General features: G+C 69.6%; 17 protein-coding genes. 6 read left to right on the plus strand and 11 right to left on the minus strand.

Going from position 1 to position 22,547, the window contains the following annotated elements:
* Positions 1-132: 132 nt before the first annotated feature.
* From ETP66_RS04130 to hslO, 5 genes are all read right to left on the minus strand, one after another.
* The gene (locus ETP66_RS04130) at positions 133-1,371 is read right to left on the minus strand and encodes an aminotransferase class I/II-fold pyridoxal phosphate-dependent enzyme (RefSeq protein WP_130840908.1); all 1,239 of its coding nucleotides are present in this window, start codon (positions 1,369-1,371) and stop codon (positions 133-135) included.
* A gap of 18 nt (positions 1,372-1,389) precedes the next feature.
* Positions 1,390-2,925 carry a cation:proton antiporter family protein gene (locus ETP66_RS04135; protein WP_130840910.1) on the minus strand — a complete coding sequence of 512 codons (1,536 nt, stop codon included), beginning with the start codon at positions 2,923-2,925 and terminating at the stop codon, positions 1,390-1,392.
* Positions 2,926-3,105: 180 nt separating this feature from the next.
* Entirely contained in the window at positions 3,106-4,905 is a 1,800-nt protein-coding gene (locus ETP66_RS04140) for an SLC13 family permease (protein ID WP_130840912.1), read from the minus strand.
* A gap of 40 nt (positions 4,906-4,945) precedes the next feature.
* Complete coding sequence (locus ETP66_RS04145; RefSeq protein WP_130840914.1) at positions 4,946-5,359, minus strand: universal stress protein; 414 nt, start codon at positions 5,357-5,359, stop codon at positions 4,946-4,948.
* Between the two features lie 12 nt (positions 5,360-5,371).
* Positions 5,372-6,397, minus strand: a complete 1,026-nt coding sequence (gene hslO, locus ETP66_RS04150; RefSeq protein WP_130840916.1) for an Hsp33 family molecular chaperone HslO — start codon at positions 6,395-6,397, stop codon at positions 5,372-5,374.
* A 36-nt stretch (positions 6,398-6,433) separates the two neighbouring features.
* On the opposite strand from hslO, the gene cysS reads away from it, so the two are divergent.
* On the plus strand, positions 6,434-7,879 hold the full coding sequence (gene cysS / locus ETP66_RS04155; RefSeq protein WP_130840918.1) for a cysteine--tRNA ligase: 1,446 nt from the start codon (positions 6,434-6,436) through the stop codon (positions 7,877-7,879).
* Between the two features lie 55 nt (positions 7,880-7,934).
* On the opposite strand, the gene ETP66_RS04160 is transcribed toward cysS, so the two are convergent.
* The 5 genes from ETP66_RS04160 to ETP66_RS04180 are packed head-to-tail and all read right to left on the minus strand — an operon-like array spanning position 7,935 to position 17,035.
* On the minus strand, positions 7,935-9,668 hold the full coding sequence (locus tag ETP66_RS04160; protein WP_130840920.1) for an acyl-CoA dehydrogenase family protein: 1,734 nt from the start codon (positions 9,666-9,668) through the stop codon (positions 7,935-7,937).
* Between the two features lie 10 nt (positions 9,669-9,678).
* On the minus strand, positions 9,679-10,872 hold the full coding sequence (locus ETP66_RS04165) for a thiolase family protein (RefSeq protein ID WP_130840921.1): 1,194 nt from the start codon (positions 10,870-10,872) through the stop codon (positions 9,679-9,681).
* 12 nt (positions 10,873-10,884) lie between these two features.
* Positions 10,885-13,176 carry a 3-hydroxyacyl-CoA dehydrogenase/enoyl-CoA hydratase family protein gene (locus ETP66_RS04170; RefSeq protein ID WP_130840923.1) on the minus strand — a complete coding sequence of 764 codons (2,292 nt, stop codon included), beginning with the start codon at positions 13,174-13,176 and terminating at the stop codon, positions 10,885-10,887.
* Positions 13,177-13,236: 60 nt separating this feature from the next.
* Positions 13,237-16,173 (minus strand): transcription-repair coupling factor, encoded by a 2,937-nt coding sequence (gene mfd, locus ETP66_RS04175; RefSeq protein WP_130840925.1) that lies wholly within the window; start codon positions 16,171-16,173, stop codon positions 13,237-13,239.
* Between the two features lie 25 nt (positions 16,174-16,198).
* A complete protein-coding gene (locus ETP66_RS04180; RefSeq protein ID WP_130840927.1) occupies positions 16,199-17,035 on the minus strand; it encodes a DegV family protein in 837 nt (278 codons plus the stop codon).
* Between the two features lie 62 nt (positions 17,036-17,097).
* Between ETP66_RS04180 and ETP66_RS04185 the strand changes: the two genes are divergently transcribed.
* From ETP66_RS04185 to ETP66_RS04205, 5 genes are read left to right on the plus strand one after another with little or no spacing between them, the layout of a single operon-like run.
* Entirely contained in the window at positions 17,098-17,676 is a 579-nt protein-coding gene (locus tag ETP66_RS04185; protein ID WP_130840929.1) for a pyroglutamyl-peptidase I, read from the plus strand.
* Positions 17,673-18,710 (plus strand): glycosyltransferase family 4 protein, encoded by a 1,038-nt coding sequence (locus tag ETP66_RS04190; protein ID WP_130840931.1) that lies wholly within the window; start codon positions 17,673-17,675, stop codon positions 18,708-18,710. Before ETP66_RS04185 ends, ETP66_RS04190 begins: the two co-directional genes overlap by 4 nt.
* Entirely contained in the window at positions 18,707-19,828 is a 1,122-nt protein-coding gene (gene glf, locus ETP66_RS04195; protein ID WP_130840933.1) for a UDP-galactopyranose mutase, read from the plus strand. The genes ETP66_RS04190 and glf overlap by 4 nt, the downstream gene beginning before the upstream one ends.
* Positions 19,821-20,690 (plus strand): glycosyltransferase family 2 protein, encoded by an 870-nt coding sequence (locus ETP66_RS04200; RefSeq protein WP_130840935.1) that lies wholly within the window; start codon positions 19,821-19,823, stop codon positions 20,688-20,690. Before glf ends, ETP66_RS04200 begins: the two co-directional genes overlap by 8 nt.
* A 10-nt stretch (positions 20,691-20,700) precedes the next feature.
* The gene (locus ETP66_RS04205; RefSeq protein ID WP_130840937.1) at positions 20,701-21,912 is read left to right on the plus strand and encodes a glycosyltransferase family 4 protein; all 1,212 of its coding nucleotides are present in this window, start codon (positions 20,701-20,703) and stop codon (positions 21,910-21,912) included.
* On the opposite strand, the gene ETP66_RS04210 is transcribed toward ETP66_RS04205, so the two are convergent.
* A complete protein-coding gene (locus tag ETP66_RS04210) occupies positions 21,851-22,534 on the minus strand; it encodes a glycosyltransferase family 2 protein (RefSeq protein ID WP_130840939.1) in 684 nt (227 codons plus the stop codon). The two genes, ETP66_RS04205 and ETP66_RS04210, sit on opposite strands and share 62 nt — an antisense overlap.
* Positions 22,535-22,547 lie beyond the last annotated feature (13 nt).

A 22,547-nucleotide genomic window follows, 5' to 3' on the forward strand; every position in this document is an offset into this window, starting at 1 on the left:
GCCAAAGGAAACCCAAGACCCCCGCTGGGGGCAGGTGGGACGGGTTCGGTGGCCAAGCGGGCCGTAGCCCGGGGGGGGCAGCTTTATGTGCTAATATTCACGATGCCCTAGATTTGTGCCCATTCTCCCCACTCAAACCGCCGCCAGCCCCTCCTGGAACCAGGCCAGCAGATCTTCAGGATCCTCGAGGCCCACGGAAACCCGCACCAGGCCCGGGGTCACCCCCGCCTGCAGCCTCCCCTCCTCCGGCAGGCGGCTGTGGGTGGTGGTCCAGGGGTGGACCAGGAGGGTGCGGGCGTCCCCCAGGTTGGCGGCCTTGGGCAAGGGGATGGCCCGGAGGAAGCGGCCCGCCGCCTCCTGGCTTCCCAGGTCCAGGGCGAGCACCGGCCCCCCCGAGGCCAGGTACTTGCGGGCCAGGGGGTAGGCGGGGTCCTGGGGCAGGCCGGGGTAGCGGAGGCGCTGCACCTTAGGATGGTCCCGCAAGGCCTCGGCCAGACGAAGCGCCGTCTCGCTCATGCGCTCAACCCGGAGGGCCACGGTCTCCAGGCCTTGGAAGAGCAGGTAGGCGTGGAAGGGGGAAAGGCTCATGCCCAGGAGGGAAAGCCCCAGGGTGCGCACCCTTTCCGGGTAGCAGCGGGGCCCCAGAGCCTCCCAGGGCACCTGGCCCCGGGCGTCCCTCTCCAGGAACTGGGGGTAGTTCCGCCAGATGGCGCTCTCCCGCACCAAGACCGCCCCTCCCAGGACCGAGCCGTGGCCCGAGGCCCACTTGGTGAGGCTTTGCACCACCACGTGGCCCCCCCACTGGAAGGGCTTGGCTAGGGCACCAGCAGCGCCAAAGGTGTTGTCCACGACCAGGGCGATGCCCCTCTCTTCCGCTAAGGAGGCCAGGCCCTCCAGGTCCGCCACCACCAGGGCAGGGTTGGCCACGGTCTCCACGAAGATGGCCCGGGTCCTCTCCGTGAGGACTTCCCGTACCCGGTCGGGCTCGGGCTCCACGTAGCGCACCCCTACGCCCAAGGGGGCCAGCACCTGCCCGAAAAGCCCCAGGGTCTGGCCGAAAAGCCCTTTGGCCGCCACCACCTCGTCCCCCGGGCGCAGGAGGGCGAGGAGAGCGGCGAAGGTGGCCGCCTGGCCGCTGGCCAAAGCCACGGCCTCCATGGCCCCTTCCAGGGCCTTGAGCCGTTCCTCCAGGGCCTTGGCCGTGGGGTCCTTCTGCCTCGCGTAAACGTAGCCCTCCCCGGTGGCGAAGCGCTCTGCCCCCTCCTCTAAGGTGGCGAAGCCGTAGGCGGCCACCGCGTAGATGGGGAGGCCCAAAGCCCCGTGGGGGTCCTGGGGAAGGCCACTGAGGACCGCCAGGGTTGCGTAGCGCATACCCTAAAGTCTACCCCTTCAGGCCCAGGCCCGGGCCTTTTCCCATACCCTCTCGGCCAGCCGCTCCCCCGCCTCCAGGAGGGGGTGGAAGATCACGTCCACGCCCGCTTCCAGGAGGGGGGTGTCCTCCTCCCGGGCGTAGCTCACCGCCCCCACCACGCCGCGGAAACCCTTCTGTCTCAGGGCACGGGTGGCCCGGAGGCGGGCCTCGAGGTCCGGGAGGGCCAGGATCACCCCCCGCACCCCCGTGAGGTCCAGCCCCTCCCAAAGGGCCGGGTCCTCCGCATCCCCGTAGAGGACCCGCCGGCCTTTGGCCGCGTGGTACTCCACCTTGGAGGGGTCGCTGTCCAGGCCCAAGACCATCTCCCCCTGCTCCGCCAGAAAGCGGTAAGCCGCCGCCCCCGTGCGCCCCATCCCCACCACCAGCCACCGGGTCCCCAGGGCCCCCTGGGGCTCCTCATCGGGGTGGAGGCCGGGGCGCTCCAGGCGGTGGAGCCGGGGCTTCCAGGCCTCGTAGAGGCGGTGGGCCCGCTGCAACAGGGGGGCGGCGAGGAGGAAGGAACCCCCCACCGCCAGGGCCACCGCCCCCACCCCTTGCTCCGTCATGTACCCCAGGGCCTGGAGGACCCCCGCGGCCACCAGGGCGAACTCGGAGTAGGTGGCGAGACCCACCCCAACCAAAAAGGCGGTGCGGGCGCGGAAGCCCTGGCGCACCAGGGGGAGAAAGAGGAAGAGGGGCTTGAGGAGGAGAAAGAGAAGGAGGAGGAGCCCGGCGAAAAACCCGTCCGGCCCCACCGCCATCCCCGCCTTCACGAAGAAGGCCAGGAGGAAGACCTCCCGCAAGGCCCAAAGCCTCTCGGCCACCTCCCCTGCCCCGGGGTGGCGGGCGAGGCCGAGGCCCATGAAGAGGGCCCCCAGGGCCTCGGGGGCCCCCAGGAGGCGGGCGGCCTCAGCTCCCAGGAGGGCCAGGGCCACGCCCAAAAGGAGCTTGAGCTCTGCTCCTTGCGCCCAGGCGAAAAGGTGCACCAAAAAGGGCCTCAGGAGGGGAAAGAGGAGGACCAAAAAGCCCAAGGGCCCCACCCCCTGGAACCCCACCAGGATGAGCAAGGCCAGGGAGGCCACGTCCAAAAAGACGGAAACCCCCAAGGCGATCTGGCCGTGGAGGGCGGAAAGCTCCCCCTTGCCCTGGAGCACCCGGGCCAGGAGCACCGTGCTGGGGTTGACCAGGGCCACGGCCAGGACCAGGAGGGCCAAGGGGTTTTGGGCCAGGCCCAGGAGGTAGAGGAGGAGCAGGAAAGGAGGAAGGAGGAGGAGCTGGAAAACCCCTGTTCCCAGCACCTCCCTCCGCACCAGGCGCTCCAGCCTGAGGCCCAGGCCCACGGTGAAAAGGAGGAGGTAGACCCCAAGGTCAGCGAACAGGTCCAGGAGGCGGTCCCCGGAAAAACCCCCAAGCCCCAGGGCCGCCCCCACCGCCAGGTACCCCAAAAAGGCGGGCAGGCCCAGGCGCACCGCCAGAACCCCGGAAAGGTAGGCGAAAAGGAGCACACCGGCCACCCGAAGCCTCCTTGGCAAAGGGAAAAGGGCCCGAGCCCTTCTCCTCACCAGTATACGGCCTGCCCGAAAGGGCCTTATACCCGCTCCGTCCCCAGCCTGGCGAACCCCTTGCAGAAGCCCTCAGGAGCAAAACCAGGGGCGCCCTAAGGGCGGGGGCCGGGGCGGCCTGACACGGTGGTGTCAAAGGGGCCAGACCCGGGTTAGGAGGAGGAGAGCCACCCCCACCACCAGGGCCTCCAGGGGAAGGCCGAGCCGCCAGTAGTCGCCGAAGCGGAAGCCCCCGGGCCCCAGGATCAGGGCGTTGTTCTGGTGACCGATGGGGGTGAGGAAGGCGCAGGAGGCCCCCACGGCCACGGCCATGAGGAAGGGATCGGCACTGGCCCCCAGGGCCCTGGCGGTCTCCAGGGCCAGGGGGCTCATCACCAAGGCGGTGGCGGCGTTGCTCATCAGGTCGGAGAGGAGCATGCTCAGGACGAGGATCAGGGCCAGGCTGAGGAAGGGATGATCCTGGAGCAGGTGGAGGAGGGAGCGGGCCAGAAGCTCCCCGGCCCCGGTGGCCTCCACCGCCTGGGCCACGGGGATCAGGGCCCCCAGGAGGACCACCACCGGCCAGTCCACCGCCGCGTACACCTCCCGCAAGGGCAGGGCCCGCAGGGCCACCGCTGCCAGGGCCCCTAGGGTGAAGGCGATGGCGGGGGGCAGGAGGCCCAGGGCGACCGCCAGCACGGCGCCCGCCAGGGCGAGCCCGGCGGCCAGGGCCCTCCGGCGGTCGGGAAGGGCCAGCCTCCGCTCGGCCAGGGGCACGCACCCGTAGTCCTCGGCGAACTCCGAGACCGCCTCCAGAGACCCCTGCACCAGGAGGAGGTCCCCGGTGCGCAGGGGCAGGGAGGCCAGGCGTCCGAAGGCGGAGGCCTCCTGGCGGGAGACAGCGAGGAGGTTCACCCCGTAGCGGCCCCTGAGGCGGATCTCCCGCACGGAGCGGCCCACCAGGGGGGAGCCGGGGAGGACCACCAGCTCCGCCAGCACCTCCTCCTCCGGGCGGGACTCCGGGCCCTCCTGAGCCCTGGACACCCCCTGGCGGCCTCCAGCCTCCTTCTCCTCGGCAGGGGAGGACTCCGCCAGCTCCAGCCCCCAGGCGGCGAGGACTTCCCCCAAGGCCTCCGGCCTGGCCGCCAGGAGGAGGATATCTCCCTCCCGTAGGGCCTGCCGGAAGGGGGATGCCCGCAGGCGGACCCTCTCCCGGACCAGGCCCAGGACCTGGACCTCCGCCTCCCCCAGGGCATCCTCCAGCTGCCCCGGGGTGAGCCCCAGGGCCTTGCCCTTGCCCACCCGGGCCTCGGTAAAGTAGGCCCCGGTGCGGAAACCTTCCAGGCCCGCGGGCTTGCGGGGGGGCACCAGGCGCCACCCCAAGAGGGAGAGGAAGAGCAGCCCCGCCAGGGCCACGGCAAGCCCCACGGGGGTGAAGGCGAACAGGCCAAACCCCCCTTCGCGGAAGCCGGAGACGACGAGGTTAGGGGGCGTGCCGATCAGGGTGGTCATCCCCCCCAGGATGGTGCCGAAGGCCAGGGGCATGAGGACCTGGCCCGGGGCCAGGCCCAGCCGCCCCGCGAGCTGCACCGCGGCAGGCATCAGGAGGACCAGGGCCCCCACGTTGTTCATGAAGGCGGAGAGGAAAGCCCCCAGGCCCGTGAGGGCCAGCAGGCTGGGGAAAGGCCCGCCCTTCAGGGAAAGCACCCAGCGCAGCAAGGGCTCCAAGGCCCCCGAGGTTTGCAGGGCTCGGCTCAGGATCAGGAGGGCGGCCACGGTGACCACCGCCGGGTGGGCGAAGCCGGTAAAGGCCCCCTCCGCGGGCACCAGGCCGAGGAGGACCGCGGCCAGAAGGACAGCCAGGGCCACCAGGTCGTGCCGCCAGCGGCCCCAGAGGAAAAGGGCCAGGGCGGCAGCGAGGAGGAGGAGGATGAGGGCCTGGTCCCCGCTCAAGGCTCCCTCTTAGGTGCGGGAGGGCCCTTGGGAGGGGGCCTCAGCGCACCAGTAGGACCGGGCAGGGGGCCTCGGCCACCACCTTCTGGCTCTGGCTGCCCAGGAAGAGGCTCCCCAGGGTCCCAAGGCCCCGGGTGCCCATGACGATGAGGTCGGCCTTCTCCCCAAGGGCGGCCTCGAGGATGGCCTCCGCCGGGCGGCCCTCCAGGAGGCGGGCCCCTTCCTCCCCTACCCCGGTCAGGGCCCGGGCCTCGGCCAAAACCGCCTCCGCCCGCTCCAGGCGACGCTTCAGAGCCTCCTCAAAGAAAGGCTCCCCCAGGTAGTCGGGGACGGGCTCGTAGGCGTGGACCACCACCAGGCGGGCCCCGTGGGCCTCCGCCTCCGCCCTCGCCACCGCCGCCGCCCTTCTGGCGTGGTCCGAGCCGTCGTAGGCCAGGAGGATGGTCCGGAACATGCCCCAAGCTTATCAGGCCTGGGCCTGCCCCTGGAAGGGAAGCTCTACCCGGCGCCCGCAGCGGCAGGCGTCTCCCTCGATGCGGAAGGAGGTGCCGTCGGCCTTGGGGTAAAGCCAAAGGGCCCCGCAGTCGGGGCAGCGCACCTCCGCCACCAGGGTGCGGATCTCCTCCGGGGAGAAGCGGTAGACCTCGCCGCACCAGTGGCAGACCACCTCCGCCCCGCCGTCTTTCACGATCATCTCCTCCCGCTCTTCCGGGGTGAAGAAGACCAGGGCCTCCAGGGCCTTCTCCCGGCTGCAGCGGCAGCGGAAGCGGGCGGGGATCTCGTTCTGCGGGTAGCCCAAGGCCCTGAGGTCGGTGCGCTCAAAGCCAAGCCCCGCCAGGAGCACCTCCAGGGCTCCCTCCAAGTCCCTCTCCTTGAGGAGGGGCGTAAGGCCCGCCAGGCCCGCGAGGTTGGCCTCGAGGCGCTTAAGCACCTCCTCCGGAGCCCCGGGCATCACCTGCACCGCCACGCCCCCCGCCACCTCCACCTCCCCTTCCCCCCTCACCCTGACCCCCAGGAGGACCGCGGAGGGGATCTGCTCCGACTGCCAGAGGTAGTGGGCCAGGTCCTCGGCGATCTCCCCGGAGACCAGGGGCACGGTGCCCGAGTAGACCTCCCCGCTGGGGAGGCTCCGGTCGGCCCGCAAGAAACCAGGTCCCAAGACCTCCCCCACGTTGAGCTTGCCGTCGGGGCGCAGGGGCACCTCGGCCTGGGGGTTTTGCACGTAACCCCGCACGTTCCCCTGGGCGTCCGCCTCCGCCAGAAGCCCCCCCAGGGGCCCGGTGCCCTCCAGGCGCAGGGTAAGGCGCTCCTTCGGCGTCTTGAGGAGGAGCTGGGCCAGAAGGAGCGCCCCGGTCATGGCCCGGCCCAAGGCGGCGGTGGCCGTGGGGGAAAGCCCGTGCCGCCTGCGGGCCTCCTCCACCACATCCCCCGTTTCCGCGGCCACCACCCGCAGGTGGCCCTCCCCCGCCAGGCCCCGCAGGATCCTTCCCATACCCCGTCATTATGCCACGGGGCCTATAATCGCCCTATGGGCCTCGTCCTCTACGACACCCTGCAACGTGCGAAGGTGGACTTCGTCCCCGCCACCCCGGGGCACGTGGGCATCTACGCCTGCGGCCCCACCGTCTACGCCGACCCCCACCTGGGCCACGCCCGGGGGCCCGTGGTTTACGACGTCCTGCGCCGCTACTTCCTGCACAGGGGCTACAAGGTGCGCTTCATCTCTAACATCACCGACGTGGGCCACCTCACCGACGACGCCGACGGGGGGGAGGACAAGATCGAGCGCCGGGCCAAGCTGGAAAGGCTCGAGCCCATGGAGGTGGCGGAGAAGTACACCTGGAGCTACTTCGACGCCATGGCCGCCCTGAACGTGCTCCGGCCCTCCATCGCCCCTAGGGCCAGCGGCCACATCCCCGAGCAGATCGAGCTCGCGGAAAGGCTCCTGAAGCTCGGCTTCGCCTACGAGCGCAAGGGTAGCGTCTACTTCCGGGTGCGGGCTTTCCCCGAGTACGGCAAGCTTTCCGGTAAGCGCCTGGAAGAACTCCGAGCCGGGGCCCGGGTGGAGGTGCGGGAGGAGAAGGAAGACCCCCTGGACTTCGCCCTCTGGAAAGCCGCCGAGCCCGGCCACCTCATGCGCTGGCGAAGCCCCTGGGGGGAAGGCTACCCCGGCTGGCACATCGAGTGCACCGCCATGAGCCTCAAGTACCTGGGGGAAGGCTTCGACATCCACGCCGGAGGGATCGACCTGCAGTTTCCCCACCACGAGTGCGAGATCGCCCAGGCGGAAGCGGCCGGCTACCGCTTCGCCCGCCACTGGCTGCACCACAACCACGTGCTCCTGGAGGGGGAAAAGATGGCCAAGAGCACGGGGCGCCTGGTCCTCCTCCACGACCTCCTCCGGGCCCACGAGCCCATGGCCCTGCGCTTTTACCTCCTGCAGACCCACTACCGAAGCCCCATGGACTTCACCTTTACGGGCCTCGAGGCCGCCAAGCGGGGGTATGCCCGCCTTCTCCAGGCCTACCGGGAGGTGCGGGAGAAGCGGCGCACCGCGGCCCCCGGCACCACCCCCGAGCTGGAACGGGCCCTGGACGCCCTGGAACGGGACTTCCTGGCGGCCATCGAGGACGACCTCGGCACCCCCGAGGCCCTGGCCGCCCTCTTCGCCTTTCTGCCGGAGCTCCACAAGCTACTCCCCGAGGCCAAAGGGGACACCCTAGAGCGCACCGCCCAGGTCTTCCACACCCTGGGGGAAGGCCTCCTGGGCCTCTTCCCCGAAAGGGTGCTGGAGGAGAAGGTGTCCGGCCCCCTCCTGGAGGGCCTCATCGCCCTCCTCCTGGAACTCCGCGAGGAGGCCCGGCGGGCCAAGGACTACGCCAAGGGCGACCTCATCCGGGAGCGGCTAAAGGCCCTGGGGGTGGTGGTGGAGGACACCAAGGAGGGCCCCAGGTGGCGCCTGGAGGCCTCCTGACCCGCCCAGCGCAAGAGGACCCCCGGGGCGCCCCGGGGGTCCTGCCGTTTGCCGCCTAGCGGGGAAGGGGGTAGCCCTCCGCCTCGAGGACCGCCTCCGCCACCTCCCGCCTCAGGGCCACCAGGTCCACGGGCTCATGCTTGGTGAGCCTCCGGGCTGCCGAGTACACCACCCGGGCCTCGTCCCCCTCCACCAGGCGGGGGAGCACGGAAAGCGCCCCCGCCTGGGCCCGGTCCAGGGCCTGGAGGAGGTAGAGCCGGGCCATGGCCCCCGCCACGCCGCCAAGCCTCCTGGCCCTCAGGAGGGCGCTTTCCGCGGCGTAAGCGTCAATCAGGATATCCGCCGCCGCCCCCAGGACCTCCTGCTCCTCCTCCACCTTCTGCCCGTACTTCTGGGCGGCCAGGCCCGCCACCATGAGGGCGAGCTTCTTGAGGTTTCCGATCTGGTGGAGCTCCAGGTCCTCGGGCTCCTCAAAGCTGGGTTCCAGGAGCTCCTTCTGGAGCCGCATGGCCGCCTGGAAGAGGGGTAGCTGCCCCTTGAGGGCCCGCCTCAGGAGCATGCCGGGGATGAGGAGGCGGTTGATCTCGTTGGTGCCCTCAAAGATGCGGTTGATGCGGGCGTCGCGGTAGGCCCGCTCGATGGGGTATTCCTGGGAGTAGCCGTAGCCCCCGTGGATCTGCACCCCTTCGTCCACCACGTAGCCCAGCACCTCGGACCCCAGCACCTTGATGATGCTGGCCTCCACCGCATACTCCTCGATCCCCGCCATCACCGCTTCAGGCCCCTTCTTGCCCAAAAGGGCCTCGTCGATGAGGCCCACGGTGCGGTAGACGGCGCTTTCCGCGGCGTAGATGCGGGAGGCCATCTCCCCGAGCTTCTGCTTTATGAGGCCGAAGCTCCCGATGGGGCGGCCGAACTGGTGCCGCTCCTTGGCGTACTTGGCGGAAAGCTCCAAGGCCTTTTTGGCCCCGCCCACCGCCCCCGCCCCCAGCTTGTACCGGCCCACGTTGAGGACGTTGAAGGCGATCTTGTGCCCCTTGCCGATCTCCCCCAGGAGGTTTTCCACGGGGACCTTGGCGTCCTCGAGGATCACCTGGCGGGTGCTGGAGGCCTTGATGCCCATCTTCTTCTCCTCCGGGCCGAAGGAAAGCCCGGGGGTGTCCCGCTCCACCAGGAAGGCGGTGAAGTGCTCCCCGTCCACCTTGGCGAAGACGGTGAAGAGCTGGGCGAAGCCGGCGTTAGAGATCCACTGCTTGACCCCGTTCAAGACGTAGTGCCGGCCGTCTTCGGAAAGGGTGGCCCGGGTCTTGGCGGAAAGGGCGTCCGAGCCCGAGCCCGGCTCCGTGAGGCAGTAGGCGGCGATCCACTCCCCGCTCGCCAGCTTGGGGAGGTACTTCGCCTTTTGCTCCTCGGTGCCGAAGTAGACCAAAGGCAGGGTGCCGATGGAGGTGTGGGCCCCGTAGGTGACGGAAAAGCCCCCCGAGCCGGAAAGCTCCTCCGCCACCACCGTGGAGATCACCTTGGGCAGGTCCAGGCCCCCGTACGCCTCGGGGATCTCGATGCCAAGGAGCCCGAGCTCCCCCGCCTTGTGCATGAGGGGCACGTTCAGCTCCAGCTCCCCGTGCTCCATGCGCTCCAGAAGGGGGAACACCTCCTTCTCCACGAAGGTGCGGGTGGTGCGGGCGATCTCCCGGACGCTTTCGTCGAAGTCCTCGGGCGCATAGACCCTTTCGGGCACCTCCAAAAGCCAGCCGCCGCCTTTTTGCCAGAGCTTCTTCTCCTCGGTCATCTTGGCCTCCTTAGGCCGGATACACCTCAAACACCCCCGCGGCCCCCATGCCGCCGCCGATGCACATGGTGACGAGGCCATAGCCCCCGCCCCGCCGCCCCAGCTCGGCGAGGAGCTGGGCGGTGAGCTTGGCCCCCGTGGCCCCCAAGGGGTGGCCCAGGGCGATGGCCCCGCCGTTCACGTTGGTCCTCTCCTCGGGCATCCCCAGGGTGCGCATCACCGCCAGCACCTGGGCGGCGAAGGCTTCGTTGAACTCGATGAGGCGGATCTGGTCCAGGGAAAGCCCCGCCCGCTTCAGGGCCTTGGGCACCGCCTTGACGGGGCCGATGCCCATCACATCGGGCTCTACGCCAGCCACCGCAAAGGTCAGGAAGCGGGCGAGGGGCTTCAGGCCCAACGCCTCCGCCTTCTCCCAGCTCATGACCACCAAGGCCGCCGCCCCGTCGGAGTAGGGGCTGGCGTTCCCCGCGGTCACCGTGCCCCCCTTCTTGAAGGCGGGCCGGAGCTTGGCCAGGGCCTCCAAGGAGGTCTCGGAGCGCACGGTTTCGTCCCGTTCAAAAAGGGTTTCCTCCACCACCTTCTTGGTGCCCTGGTAGCGCACCTTGGGCACCCTTATGGGCACCACCTCGGGGAAACGCCCCTCCGCCCAGGCTTGGGCCGCCCTTTGGTGGCTACGGAGGGCCCAGCGGTCCTGGTCCTCCCGGCTGATGCCGAAGCGCTCCGCCACCCTTTCCGCGGTGAAGCCCATGCCGATGTAGGTGGAGTAGCCCTCCGGGGTCCACTCCGTGGGGGTCAGGTCGGGGTGGAGGCGGGTGTGGTAGCCCGACATGGGCACCTGGCTCATCATCTCCACACCCCCCGCCAAGACCGCATCCGCCATCCCGGTCATCACCGCCTGGGCGGCCATGGCGACCGTCTGAAGGCCAGAGGAGCAGAAGCGGTTGATGGTGGCCCCCGCCACTTCCACGGGAAAGCCCGCCCTTAAAAGGGCCAGGCGGGCGATGTTGAGCCCCTGCGCCGCCTCGGGCATGGCGCAGCCCCAGAGGACGTCCTCAAGCTCCTTGGGATCCAGACCCACCCGCTCCACCGCCTGCCGCATCACCTGGGCGGAGAGGTCCACGGGATGGAGGGTGGCCAAGGCCCCATCCTTTTTGCCCCGGGCCACGGGGCTACGAACCGCGCTCACGATTACCGCTTCCCGCATGGTTCCACCTCTTTAGTTCCTAAGGGGCTTGCCCGTCTTCAGGGTGTGGGCGATGCGCTCCTGGGTCTTGCGGGTGCCGAGGAGCCTGAGGAAAGCCTCCCGCTCCAGGTCCAGAAGGTCCCCCTCGGAAACCTCCCGCGCCGGGCCTTCCCCACCCGTGAGCACCTGGGCAATCTCCAGGCCGATGCGCATGTCGTGGTCGGTGATCTCCCCTGCCTCCCGGAAGGCCCAGACGGCGTAGCGCAGGTTGCCCAGGGCCTCGCTCCCCAGAACCCGGATCCTGGGGGGCAGGGGCGGGCGGTAGTCGGGGACCAGCTCCAGCACGCGCCGCTTGGCGTCGGCGATGAGGAAGTCCCGGTTCATGCTGATCCGGTCCCGGTCGCGGAGGAAGCCCAGCTTCCTGGCCTCGAGGGCGCTGGTGGAGGTCTTGGCCAGGGCGATGAGGTTGAAGGCCCGTTTCACCCCCTCGAAGGGGTCGGCCTCCTCGTAGGGGGCAAGCTCCCCCGTGAAGCGGAGGAGCATCTCCTTGGTGCCGCCCCCTGCCGGCAAAAGCCCCACCCCCGCTTCCACCAGGCCCATGTAGAGCTCCGCGTGGGCCTGAACGGCGTCGGCGTGGAGGGTGAACTCCGCCCCACCCCCCAGGGTGAGCCCGAAGGGGGCCACCACCACCGGGAAGGGGCTATAGCGGAGGGACATGGAAGCCTTCTGGAACTGCCTTACCGCCAGGGCGAGCTCGTCCCAGTCCCCTTCCTGGGCCGAGGAGAGGATCAAGGCTAGGTTGGCCCCGGCGGAGAAGGCCCTGGGGTCCTCGTTGCCGATGACGAGGCCCAGATAGCCCTTTGCCTCCACGTACTCCAGGCTCTTCTGGAGGGTGCGGATCACGCCCTCCCCGATGGCGTTCATCTTGGTGCGGAACTCCAAAAGGGCCACCCCATCCCCGAGGTCGATGAGGGCCGCTTCCTTCCCCTCCAGCAGGGTCTTGCCCTCGGACTTGAGGGCTTTCAGGGAGATCACCCCTTCCCGCTTGGGCAGGGGGTGGTAGGCTCCGTCAAAGCCCAGGTGGGTGCCGTTTCGGTAGAAGGCCCCCTGGGCCCGCTTCAGGAGCTCGGGCTCGGGGAGGCCGTGTTCGGCGAGCAGGGCCTTAAGGCCCTCGAGGCCCAGGGCGTCCATGTTCTTGAAGGGCCCTTCCTCCCAGCCGAAGCCCCACTCCAGGGCCTGGTCCACGGAGACCAGGTCGTAGGCGATCTCGGGGGCCTTCTCCAGGGTGTAGTGGGCGGTGCGGGCGAAAAGCTCCCTGAGGAAAGCCCCGTACTTGCCGGGAAGCTCCACCACCTTAGGAAGCCTTTCCGTCAGGGGCAGGTCCCGCAGGGCCTTGAGCTCGGGCAGCTCCACCTTGGCCCGGGGCGCGTACTCCAGGGTGCGGTAGTCCAGGGTGTGGATCTCCCCGTTTACCCGTTTGTAAAACCCCGCACCCGTCTTTTCCCCAAGCCGGCCTTCCGCCACCAGGCGCAGGACCCACTCGGGCAGGGCGAAGTCCTCCCCGGTGGCCTGGGCCAGCTCCTCCGTCACCAGCTTGAGCACGTCCAGCCCCGTGAGGTCGGCGGTGCGGAAGGTGGCGGAGTTGGGGCGGCCCAGGAGGGGCCCCGTGAGGGCGTCCACCTCGTCGATGCTGAGGCCGTGCTTTTCCATAAGCCGCACCGCCTGCACCATGCCGAATACCCCCAGGCGGTTGGCGATGAAGCCGGGGGAATCCTTGGCCAGGACCGTGCCTTTGCCGAGGATGCGCTCGCCGAAACGCTGAATTTCCTTCAGCACACCGGGGTCGGTCTCCGGGGTGGGGATCAGCTCCAAGAGGTGCAGGTAGCGGGGCGGGTTGAAGAAGTGGGTACCGAGGAAGCGCTTGCGGAAGCCTTCCGAGCGCCCCTCCAGGAGCACCCGCATGGGGATGCCGCTGGTGTTGGAGCTGACGATGGCCGTGGGCTTCAGGAGGCCTTCCAGGCGCTCGTAAAGGGCCCGCTTGGGCTCGGGCTTCTCGATGATGGCCTCCACCACCCAGTCGCAGTCCCGGAGCTTGTCCAGGTGGTCCTCGGTGTTGCCGATCTCCACGTACCGGGCGAGGTCCGGGTCCATGAAGGCCGCGGGCCTCGCCTTCAGGGCCCGCTCCAGGCCCCGCTTGGCCACTTCGTTCCGGTCCTCCTTGCCGGGGATGTCCAGGAGGACCACGGGGATCCCGGCGCTGGCCAGGAGGGCGGCGATGCCGCTACCCATGGTTCCTGCGCCCACCACGCCCACCTTCTGGATCATGGTCACCTCCTTATACTGAGTCAAAGTTTACTCCAAAGGCGGACCCGGTGTCAAAGCCCTCTAGCTGTCGGCGAAGAGGTAAAGCGCCTGCATGAGGGCCTCAGGGTAGTCCCGGGGCCTCAAGGCTTTCTTCTCCAAGCGGAAGCCCGGGGGGTACTGGGTGAGCTCCACCCGGAAGGGGAGGGCCTTCAGGGCCCGGGCATCGTAGTCCAGGGGCCAGCGGGGGAAGACCGCCATGAGGTGGGTGAGGTCCTCGGTGAGGGAGAGCACCCCCTTCCTCTGGGCCACCAGGCGGAGCCGGGTGAGGTTCACGAAGTTCTCCGCCTCCTCGGGAAGCGGCCCGTAGCGCTCCTTAAGCTCCCGCACCAGGCGGGAGACCTCCGCCAGGCTCCTGGCCTCGGCGAAGCGGCTATAGTAGCGGCTTCGGGCCTCGAGGCCCGGCACGTACTCCGCAGGGAGCCGGGCGGAAAGGGCCAGGTCCACCGTCACGTGGGGCCTTTCCTCCCGGGCTTCCCCCTTGAGCTTGCGGATGGCCTCCTCCAGAAGCTCGGTGTAGACCTCCAGGGAAAGGGCCCGGATGTGCCCGTGCTGCTCGGGGCCCAGGAGGTTCCCCACGCCCCTTATCTCCATGTCCTTCTCCGCCAGGAGGTGGCCGCTTCCCAGGTCCGAGAGGTCGGCGATGGCGTGGAGGCGCTTCTCCGCCGCCTCGGTGAGCCTTGCTGGGTGGAAGAGGTAGGCGTAGGCCTCCTGCTCCCGCCGCCCCACCCGCCCCCTTAGCTGGTACAGGGTGGCTAGGCCCAAGCGGTCCGCCCGCTCGATGAGGATGGTTCCCGCCTCGGGAATGTCCAGGCCCGCCTCGATGATGGTGGTGGCCAGGAGGAGGTCGTAGGCCCCTTCAGCGAAGAGGAGCATGGTCTCTTCGATGAGCCCTTCGGGCATCTGCCCGTGGACCACGCCGATCCTGGTCTCGGGCACGAGGACCTCCAGGTAGCGCCTCCTGCCCTCGATGGAGGCCACCCGGTCGTGGACGTAGAAGGCCTTACCGCCCCTTTCCAGCTCAAAGAGGATGGCCTCCCGCACCAGAAGGGGGTCATAGGGGGCCAGGAAGGTCCGGATGGGCTTCCTCCCCGGGGGCGGGGTCTGGATGCTGGAGAGGTCCTTAAGGCCCACCAGGGCGGAGTAGAGGGTGCGGGGGATAGGGGTGGCGGAGAGGTAGAGGGTGTCCACCTGGGCCTTGAGCTCCCGGATCCGCTCCTTCTGGGCCACCCCGAAGCGGTGCTCCTCGTCCACGATGAGGAGGCCGAGGTCCTTGAAGGCCACGTCCGGCTGGAGGAGGCGGTGGGTGCCGATCACGATGTCCACCGTTCCCTCCACAAGGCCCTTCAGGATGGCCTCCTCCTCCTTAGGCGGGGTAAAGCGGGAGAGCACCGCCACCCGCACGGGAAGGCCCTGGAAGCGTTCGCGGAAGGTCTTCCCGTGCTGCTCCGCCAGGAGGGTGGTGGGCACCAAAAAGGCCACCTGGGCCCCGTGGCCCACCACCCGGTGGGCGGCGCGCAGGGCCACCTCGGTCTTGCCGAAGCCCACGTCCCCCGAAACCAGGCGGTCCATGGGGTGGGGGGCCTCGAGGTCCCGCAAAACCTCCTCCAGGGCCCGCTTCTGGTCGGGGGTGAGCTCGTAGGGGAAACCCCCCTCCACCAGGGGGTCCCACTCGGGCAGGGGGGGAAAGGCCCGGCCCGGGGTGGCCTGGCGCTTGGCCTGCAGGACGAGAAGCCTTCCGGCGAGCTCCTCCACGTCCTTCCGGGCCCGCTCCTTGGCCTTTTGCCACTCGTTCTTTCCCAAGGAGGAGAGCTCCGGCGGGTCGTCGGTGGTACCGGGGTGGCGCCTCAAGAGGGGCAACTGCTCCACGGGCAGGTAGAGCCGCCCCTCCCCCCGGTAGCGGAGGACCAGGTAGTCCCGCCTGGCCCCCAGGACCTCCCGGGTCTCCAGGCCCAGGTACTGCCCGATGCCGTGGTCGGGGTGGATGAGGAAGTCCCCTGGGCTAAGGGCCCCGGGGTCGGTGAGCCCCTCCCCTACCCTAAGCCGCCCCCGCACCGCCCCGGTGGCGAAGACCAGGGCCTCGGTGAGGAAGACCTCCTCCCCCCACTCCGCGCCCCCTTCAAAGCCTCCGGGCAGGAGGGCGAGGCGCCCTTGGGGCGCGGGGTAGCGCTCAAGGACCAGGGGGGAGAAGGGGGCGAGGCGCCCCTTCAGGTACTCCAGAGTCCGGGCATGGGCCACGAAGAGGTGGACCCGCTTCCTTTCGGAAAGCCAGCGCCCGAGGTCCCTCTCCAGGGCCTTGAGGCTCCCCCGGTAGGGGGGAAGGGGCTTAAGCCCCAGGTCCACGGGGGGAAGCTCCACCCCGGCCCCCAGGGCCACCCAAGGGCGGCCCTCGAGGAGGGGCCAGAGCTCCTTGGGGGCCAGGGCCGGGGTGTCCAGGTAGACAGGCCCGGGGAAGTGCAGGATTTTCCTGGAGGTGAAGCCTTCGGCCTTCCCCGGCTTGGGCAGGAGGACGTGGCGCCGCCTCGCCTCGCCCCCCACCAAAAGCCTTTCCAGCTCCTCCCCATAGAACTCCAGGCGCACCTCGGAAAGCTCCAGCACCTCCCCCAGCACCCGGTAGTCCTCGTCCCGGGCGTAGCCCAGGCGGAGGAGGCGGTCTAAGAGCTCCCCTCGAGGGTAGCTCCGCCCCACCTCCAGGACCAGGCGCCAGGCCCCGGGGTCCTCGGGGAAGGGGGCTAAGGCCTCCTCGTAGGAGAGGACGAAGAGGGCCCGTTCCTCCAGGGCCTCGAGGCCCGGGCTCGCGTACACCGGCACCCCGAAGGCGGAAAGGTCCCGGTAACGCCCCTTGCGCTCCTCCGGGGCCAGGAGGACCGCGGGAGGCCGCTCCTGGGCAAAAAGCCTTGCCGCCACCACCTGCGGCAGGGCCAGGCGGTGGCCGTAAAACCTTTCCAGGGCAGTTTCCATGCGCTGGCGGCCAGAAGGCCAAGGGCTATTCTACCGCGTAGGCGTGCACCGCCAAAGCCCCCAGGCCCACGTTGGCGGCGATGGTGGCCCCCGAGCGGGTGATGCGGCCCCGCTCCAGGCGGAGAGCGCTTTCCAGGCTCCTCTTGAGCCCCTCCAGCCACTCGCCCCTGGCATCCGTGTGGGCGATGGTGATGCGGGCCGCGCGTCCCCGGAACTCCTCCAGCACCAGCCGGGCCAGGGCCTCGGGCACCACACCCTCCCGGGCCACCTTGAGGAAGCGGATGTGCCCCTTCTCGATGCGCAGGATGGGCCGCAGGCCCAAGAGGTTTCCCACCACCTCCCCAAAGCGGGGGAGGCGGCCGTTTCGGGCCAGGTGGGAGAGGTCGGCCACGCTGAAGAAGAGGCTGGAGCGCCGCATCCTTTCCATCTCCCGCAGGAGCTCCGCCTCCTCCGCTCCCCGCCTCAGCATCTCCACCGCCCGGAGGACCATGGCCCCAAGCCCGGCGGACACCATCCCGGAGTCCACCACCCGGATGCGGGTGGGGGCCACCTTCAGGGCCGCCTCCCGTGCCCTTTCCACGGTCTTGGAAAGCTCCCCGGACACGTGGAGGGATAGGAGGCGGTCGTAGACCTGGAGGTGCCGCTCGTAGACCTCGGCGAAGTCCTCCACCCCCGGGGGCTCGGTCACCGGCTCCGCCCCCGCCCGCATGGCCCCGTAGAGGGCGTCGGGGGTGAGCTCCTGCCAGTCCTTGTACTTGCGCCCCCTGAGGTGCACGTAGATGGGCACCAGGCCCACCGCCTCCTCCTGGAGCACCTTGGGGGAGAGGTCCGCGGCGGTATCGGTCACGAGGCCTAGCTCCACGCCCCCCATCCTATACCGGGTTAAAGCAGTCCAAGGGCTATAATGGCGGGCGGGTTAGGCCCATGATCCTGGTCACCGGTTTCGAGCCCTTCTCCGGCCTCAAGCACAACCCCTCCGCCGCCCTCCTCTCCCTCCTCCCCGAGGAGGTGGGGGGCGGGCCCCTTCACAAGGCGGTCCTACCCGTGGACGCCAAGGCGCTTCCCGAAGCCCTCCAGGCCCTCCACGGCCTGGGGCCTGCGGCCGTCTTTCACCTGGGCCTGGCGGAAGGGCGGCCCCTCCTTACCCTGGAACGGCTGGCGGTGAACCTCCTGGACTTCGACCGCCCCGACAACCGGGGGGAGATCGTGGAGGACCGCCCGGTGGTGCCCGGGGGGCCTTTGGCCCTACCGGCCCGCTTCCCCGTGAAGAGAGCCCTCCGCCGCCTGCAGGAAGCCGGGATTCCCGCCAGGCAGAGCCTCTCCGCCGGGAGCTACCTCTGCAACCAGGCCTACTACCTCTCCCTGCACCGACTTCCGGAGCGCGTCCCCGTGCTCTTCGTGCACCTCCCCCCCGACGAAACCCTGGCCCTGGAGCGGGGGGGGGCCTACGTCCCCCTGGACGAGCAGGCCCGGGGGGTGCGCCTCCTCCTGGAACTGCTGTGAGGGTGCTCTTCCTGACCGACGCCAGGACCGTGGGGGGCAGCGAGGTCTACCTCAAGGAGGTCCTCCCCCGGCTCCGCGCCCTGGGCCTGGAGGCCGAGGCCGCCCTGCCCCGGGCCCCGGGCAACGCCCCCGTCCGGGAGGCTCTGGCGGCGGGGGGCGTCCCCGTGCACGCCTACGCCTCCTTGGCCGAGCTTCCCTCCGGCTACGACCGGGTGGTGGCCTCCGCCTGGTACCCGGGGAGCTACCGGGCCTTCTTCCGGCGCTACCTCCGGCTCACCCTCCTGGTGCACGACCAGATCGAGATCTTCTACCCGCTGGGCCTGCGCCAGGCCTACCGCCAGGGCTACCGCCTCCTCCAGGTGCCCCATCTGAGGCGGGCGGAAGGGGTGATCACCGTGTCCCGCTGGGCCGCCCACTGGTTGGAGAAAGTCCATGGGATCGGGCGGGTGCACGCCGTGCCCAACGGGGTGGACCCGGAGCGCTTCCGCCCACCCCTTCCAGGGGAGCGGGAGGCCTTGCGGGTGCGGTACGGGTTCACCCGGTTCACCGTCTTGGTCCCGGCCCGGATGAGCCCGGAGAAAAACCACCTGGCGGTGCTGCGCACGGCGAGGCTCCTGCCGCAAGCGGATTTCCTGCTGGTGGGGACAGGAGAACTCTTGGGGTTATGGCAGAGGGCGGCGAGGCTTTTGCGTCTGGGGAACGTGCGCTTTTTGGGGCGGCGCCAGGACATGCCCGAGCTCTACCGGGCCGCGGACGCGGTCCTCCTCCCCACCCTGGGGGAGAACCAGAGCCTGGCCACCCTGGAGGCCATGGCCTCCGGCCTCCCCGTGGTCACCACCCCCATCCCCGCCCAGCGGGAGCTGGTGGAAGACGGCCGGACGGGAAGGCTCGTCCGCCCCGACCCCAAGCGGCTGGCCACGGCCCTGGAAAACCTTCCCCCGGGCCTGGGCCAGGCGGCCCGGGCCCACGTCCTCGCCCGGCACACCCTGGAGGCCAGCGCCCGGCAGCTTAAGGCTATATTGGAGGGCATATGAAAGCGGATTACCTCATCGTAGGCGCGGGCTTCACCGGGGCCACCCTGGCGGAGCGGATCGCCAGCCAGCTGGGCAAAAAGGTCCTGGTGGTGGACCGCCGGGACCACATCGGGGGGAACGCCTACGACGAGCACGATGCCCACGGGGTCCTGGTCCACCGCTACGGCCCCCACATCTTCCACACCAACAGCAAAAGGGTGTGGGACTACCTCTCCCGCTTCACCGAGTGGCGCCCCTACTTCCACCGGGTGCGGGCGGTGGTGGAGGGGAAGGAGATCCCCCTCCCCTTCAGCCTGGCCTCCTTGCGCAAGCTCTTCTCCGAGCAGCTGGCCGACCGGCTGGAGGAGAAGCTCCTGGCCCACTTCGGCTACGGGGCCCGGGTGCCCATCCTGAGGCTCAAGGAGGCGGAGGATCCCGACCTCCGCTTCCTGGCGGAGTACGTCTACCGGAACGTGTTCGAGGGCTACACCCTGAAGCAGTGGGGGGTGCGCCCGGAGGAGCTCTCCCCCTCGGTCACCGCCCGGGTGCCGGTCCTGGTGAGCTACGACGAGCGCTACTTCCAGGACACCTACCAGGCCATGCCTAAAGAGGGGTACACGGCCCTCTTCCGGCGGATGCTCTCCCACCCCAACATCCGGGTGCTCCTGGGGGCGGACTGGAAGGAGGTGGAGGGGGAGGTGCGCTTTGACCGCCTCCTTTTCACCGGGCCCATCGACGAGTTCTTCGGCCACCTCCACGGCCCCCTGCCCTACCGCTCCCTGCGCTTCCAACTGGAAACCCATCCCGTCCCCTGGGCCCAGGAGGTGGGCACGGTGAACTACCCGAGCGAACACCCCTTCACCCGGGTCACGGAGTTCAAGCACCTCACGGGGCAGGGCTACCTGCCCCACACCACGGTGGCCTACGAGTACCCGGAGGCCTACGAGCCGGGGCGGAACGAGCCCTACTACCCGGTGCCCAGGGAGGAGAACGAGGAGCGGTACAGGCTCTACCTGAAGGAGGCGGAGAAGCTCAAGGCGGTTCTCTTTGCCGGGAGGCTGGGGGACTACCGCTACTACAACATGGACCAGGCGGTGGCGAGGGCCCTGAAGCTTTTTGAGGAGGTGGCCCGTGGATAGGGTGTGCGCGGTGATCGTGACCCACAACCGAAAGGCGCTTCTCAGGGAATGCCTGCAGGCGGTTCTCTCCCAGACCCGCCCTCCGGAGCATGTGCTGGTGGTGGACAACGCCTCCACGGACGGGACGCCGGAGATGTTGCGGGAGGAGTTCCCGCAGGTGGAGGTCCTGCGCCTCCCTGAAAACCAAGGGGGGGCGGGGGGGTTTCACGAGGGGATGCGGCGGGCTTACGAGGCGGGGTACGACTGGCTTTGGCTCATGGACGACGACACCCTGCCCCGGGCCCGGGCCCTCGAGGCCCTGCTTCAGGCAAGCCGCCTCCCCCTGCGCCCCAAGCCCCAGCTGCTGGCGAGCCGTCAGTTGCTCCCCAACGGGCGCCCCCATCCCACCGCGGGCTTCGTCAACCCCACGGACCTGCGGCGCCCCCTCCTTTGGCTCAGGCTCCAGCCCGCCTACCGGCCCATCCGCTGGGCCCTTTTCACCTCCGTCCTCCTGCACCGGGAGGTGGTGGCGGCCTATGGCCTTCCCCATAAGGCTTTCTTCATCTGGGAGGACGACCTGGAGTATACGGCCAGGGCCCTCCGCAGGGGCCTAGGCCTCCAGGTACGGGAAAGCGAGGTGGTGCACAAAAGCGCCAGCAAGCCTTACCTCTCAGCCACCACCGGGGAGAACCGGGTGTTCTACGGGGTGCGCAACCGGCTTTGGGTGCTTCGAAGCTCCGCCTTTGGCCCCCTGGGCAAGACCTTCCTCCTCGCCCAGCTCCTCCTGGGGATCCTGGCCTACCTGGCCTTCCACCCGAGCCGCCGGAGCCTGGAGGAAATCCAAAGCGCCTGGAGGGCCGGCCTGGCGCAAACCCCGTGGTAAGATACCCGCGGTGCGCCTCTACCGCGTAGGCCTCTTCACCGACGTCTACTTCCCCAACCCCAACGGGGTGTCCACCAGCGTGTACCTGCTCCTCAGAGAGCTCAGGCGCATGGGGCACGAGGCCTGGGTGGTGGCCCCCCACCATCCCGAGGCCCCCGAGGGGGAGGAGGGGGTGGTGCGGGTGCCCTCCTTGGCCTACCCCTTTTACGAAGGCCACCAGATCGCCCTGCCCTCCGCCCGCCACCTGCCCACGGGGTTTGAGCTGATCCACACCCACACCCCCCTCACCCTGGGGGTCTTCGGCCTCCGGATCGCCCGGAACAAGGGCTTGCCCCACGTCTCCACCTTCCACACCCACTACGAGAAGTACGCCCACTACGTGCCCGGCCTGGCCTTCCTGGACAGGTACACGGGCATCGTGCCCCGGCTGGCCAAGGCCTTTTACAACCGGGTGGAGGTGGTCATCGCCCCTACAGAACCCGTGCGGCTCCTGGCGGAGAGCTACGGCATAGAAAGGCCCATCCGGGTGATCCCCACGGGGATCGACAACCGCCTCCTGGAGGAAGCACCCCTTCCCTCCCCCGCTCCCTGGCCCGAGGGCCGGCGCCGCCTCATCACCGTGGGCCGCCTGGGGAAGGAAAAATCCTTCGACGTGGTCCTGAGGGCGGTGGCGGAGCTGGCCAGGGAAGAGGACGCCTTCCTGGTGCACATCGGGGAAGGACCCGAGCTCCCCAACCTCCAGCGCCTGGCGCAGGAGCTTGGGGTCCGGGATAGGGTCCGCTTCCTGGGCCCCGTCCCCTACCGCAGGATCGGGGGCTACTACCGCATGGCGGAGCTCTTCCTCTTCGCCAGCGAGACGGAAACCCAGGGGCTCGTGGTCTGGGAGGCCCAGGCCATGGGGGTGCCCGTGGTGGCCGTGGGGGCGGAAGGGGTGCTGGAGGGGGTAGAGGAGGGAAAGACGGGGTACCTGGTGCCCCCTAAGGACTTCCGGGCCCTGGCGGAAAGGGCACAGGAACTCCTAAGGGACGAGGAGAAGCGTAGACGCATGAGCCTCCAGGCCCGGGCCTGGGCCATGGAGCGCTCGGCGGAGCGCATCGCGGAAAGGATCGTGGCGGTGTACGACGAGGCGGGCGAGATCCTGCGCGTGGAGCCCAAACGGCTCATCTTTCCCTTCCCCCGCCTTCCCCGAAGTACCCTCGAGGATCGCCCAGGAGGTTTCTAGCCTGACGCAGGAGGAACCGCCCCCAGCCCCCCTTGAGCCTGCGGGCCGAGGTAAGGACCCGGGCCTCGGGCACGTAGCGCACCGGGCCCAAGCCCTTGAGCCTCCACCCCAAAAGGACGTCCTCCCGGGCCTCCACCTCGGGGAAGCCGCCCACCTTTAGAGCCGCTTCCTTCCTGACCATCATGTTGGCTCCCGCCAGGTTGGGACGGCCCAGGAGGGCCACGAGGTTCAAAAAAGCCCGGTAGCCCCACTCGGAAAGGGCGGCTTCCCAGGGGGAAACCCCGTAAAAGCGCAAGGGGCCGTAAAGAGCCACCGCCCCCTCGGCCCTCCGGGCCAGCGCCTGAAGCCAGGTGGGGGTGGGCCGGGAGTCGGCGTCGGTCATGGCCACCCACTCCCCCCGGGCGGCCAGGAGGCCTGCCTGGCGGGCGTGGGCCACCCCCCTCTTCCCGCAGTGGACCACCCGCACCCCGAAGGCCGCCGCCACCTCCCCCGTGCGGTCGGTGGAGGCGTTGTCCACCACGATCACTTCCAAAGGGGAAAGGCTTTGCCCGAGCACCGCCTCCAGGCATTGCGGCAGAAGGGCCTCCTCGTTGCGGGCGGGGATTACCACGCTGATGCGCACGGGTATACTTTAG

It is taken from the genome of Thermus thermamylovorans, assembly GCF_004307015.1.
GTDB classification, from domain to species: Bacteria; Deinococcota; Deinococci; order Deinococcales; family Thermaceae; genus Thermus; species Thermus thermamylovorans.

Coding starts and splice junctions, on each gene's coding strand:
- ETP66_RS04130 (WP_130840908.1), bottom strand. CDS start 1,371: ATGCGCTACGCAACCCTGGCGGTCCTCAGTGGCCTTCCCCAGGACCCC.
- ETP66_RS04145 (WP_130840914.1), bottom strand. CDS start 5,359: ATGTTCCGGACCATCCTCCTGGCCTACGACGGCTCGGACCACGCCAGA.
- hslO (WP_130840916.1), bottom strand. CDS start 6,397: ATGGGAAGGATCCTGCGGGGCCTGGCGGGGGAGGGCCACCTGCGGGTG.
- cysS (WP_130840918.1), top strand. CDS start 6,434: ATGGGCCTCGTCCTCTACGACACCCTGCAACGTGCGAAGGTGGACTTC.
- ETP66_RS04160 (WP_130840920.1), bottom strand. CDS start 9,668: ATGACCGAGGAGAAGAAGCTCTGGCAAAAAGGCGGCGGCTGGCTTTTG.
- ETP66_RS04165 (WP_130840921.1), bottom strand. CDS start 10,872: ATGCGGGAAGCGGTAATCGTGAGCGCGGTTCGTAGCCCCGTGGCCCGG.
- ETP66_RS04170 (WP_130840923.1), bottom strand. CDS start 13,176: ATGATCCAGAAGGTGGGCGTGGTGGGCGCAGGAACCATGGGTAGCGGC.
- mfd (WP_130840925.1), bottom strand. CDS start 16,173: ATGGAAACTGCCCTGGAAAGGTTTTACGGCCACCGCCTGGCCCTGCCG.
- ETP66_RS04185 (WP_130840929.1), top strand. CDS start 17,098: ATGATCCTGGTCACCGGTTTCGAGCCCTTCTCCGGCCTCAAGCACAAC.
- glf (WP_130840933.1), top strand. CDS start 18,707: ATGAAAGCGGATTACCTCATCGTAGGCGCGGGCTTCACCGGGGCCACC.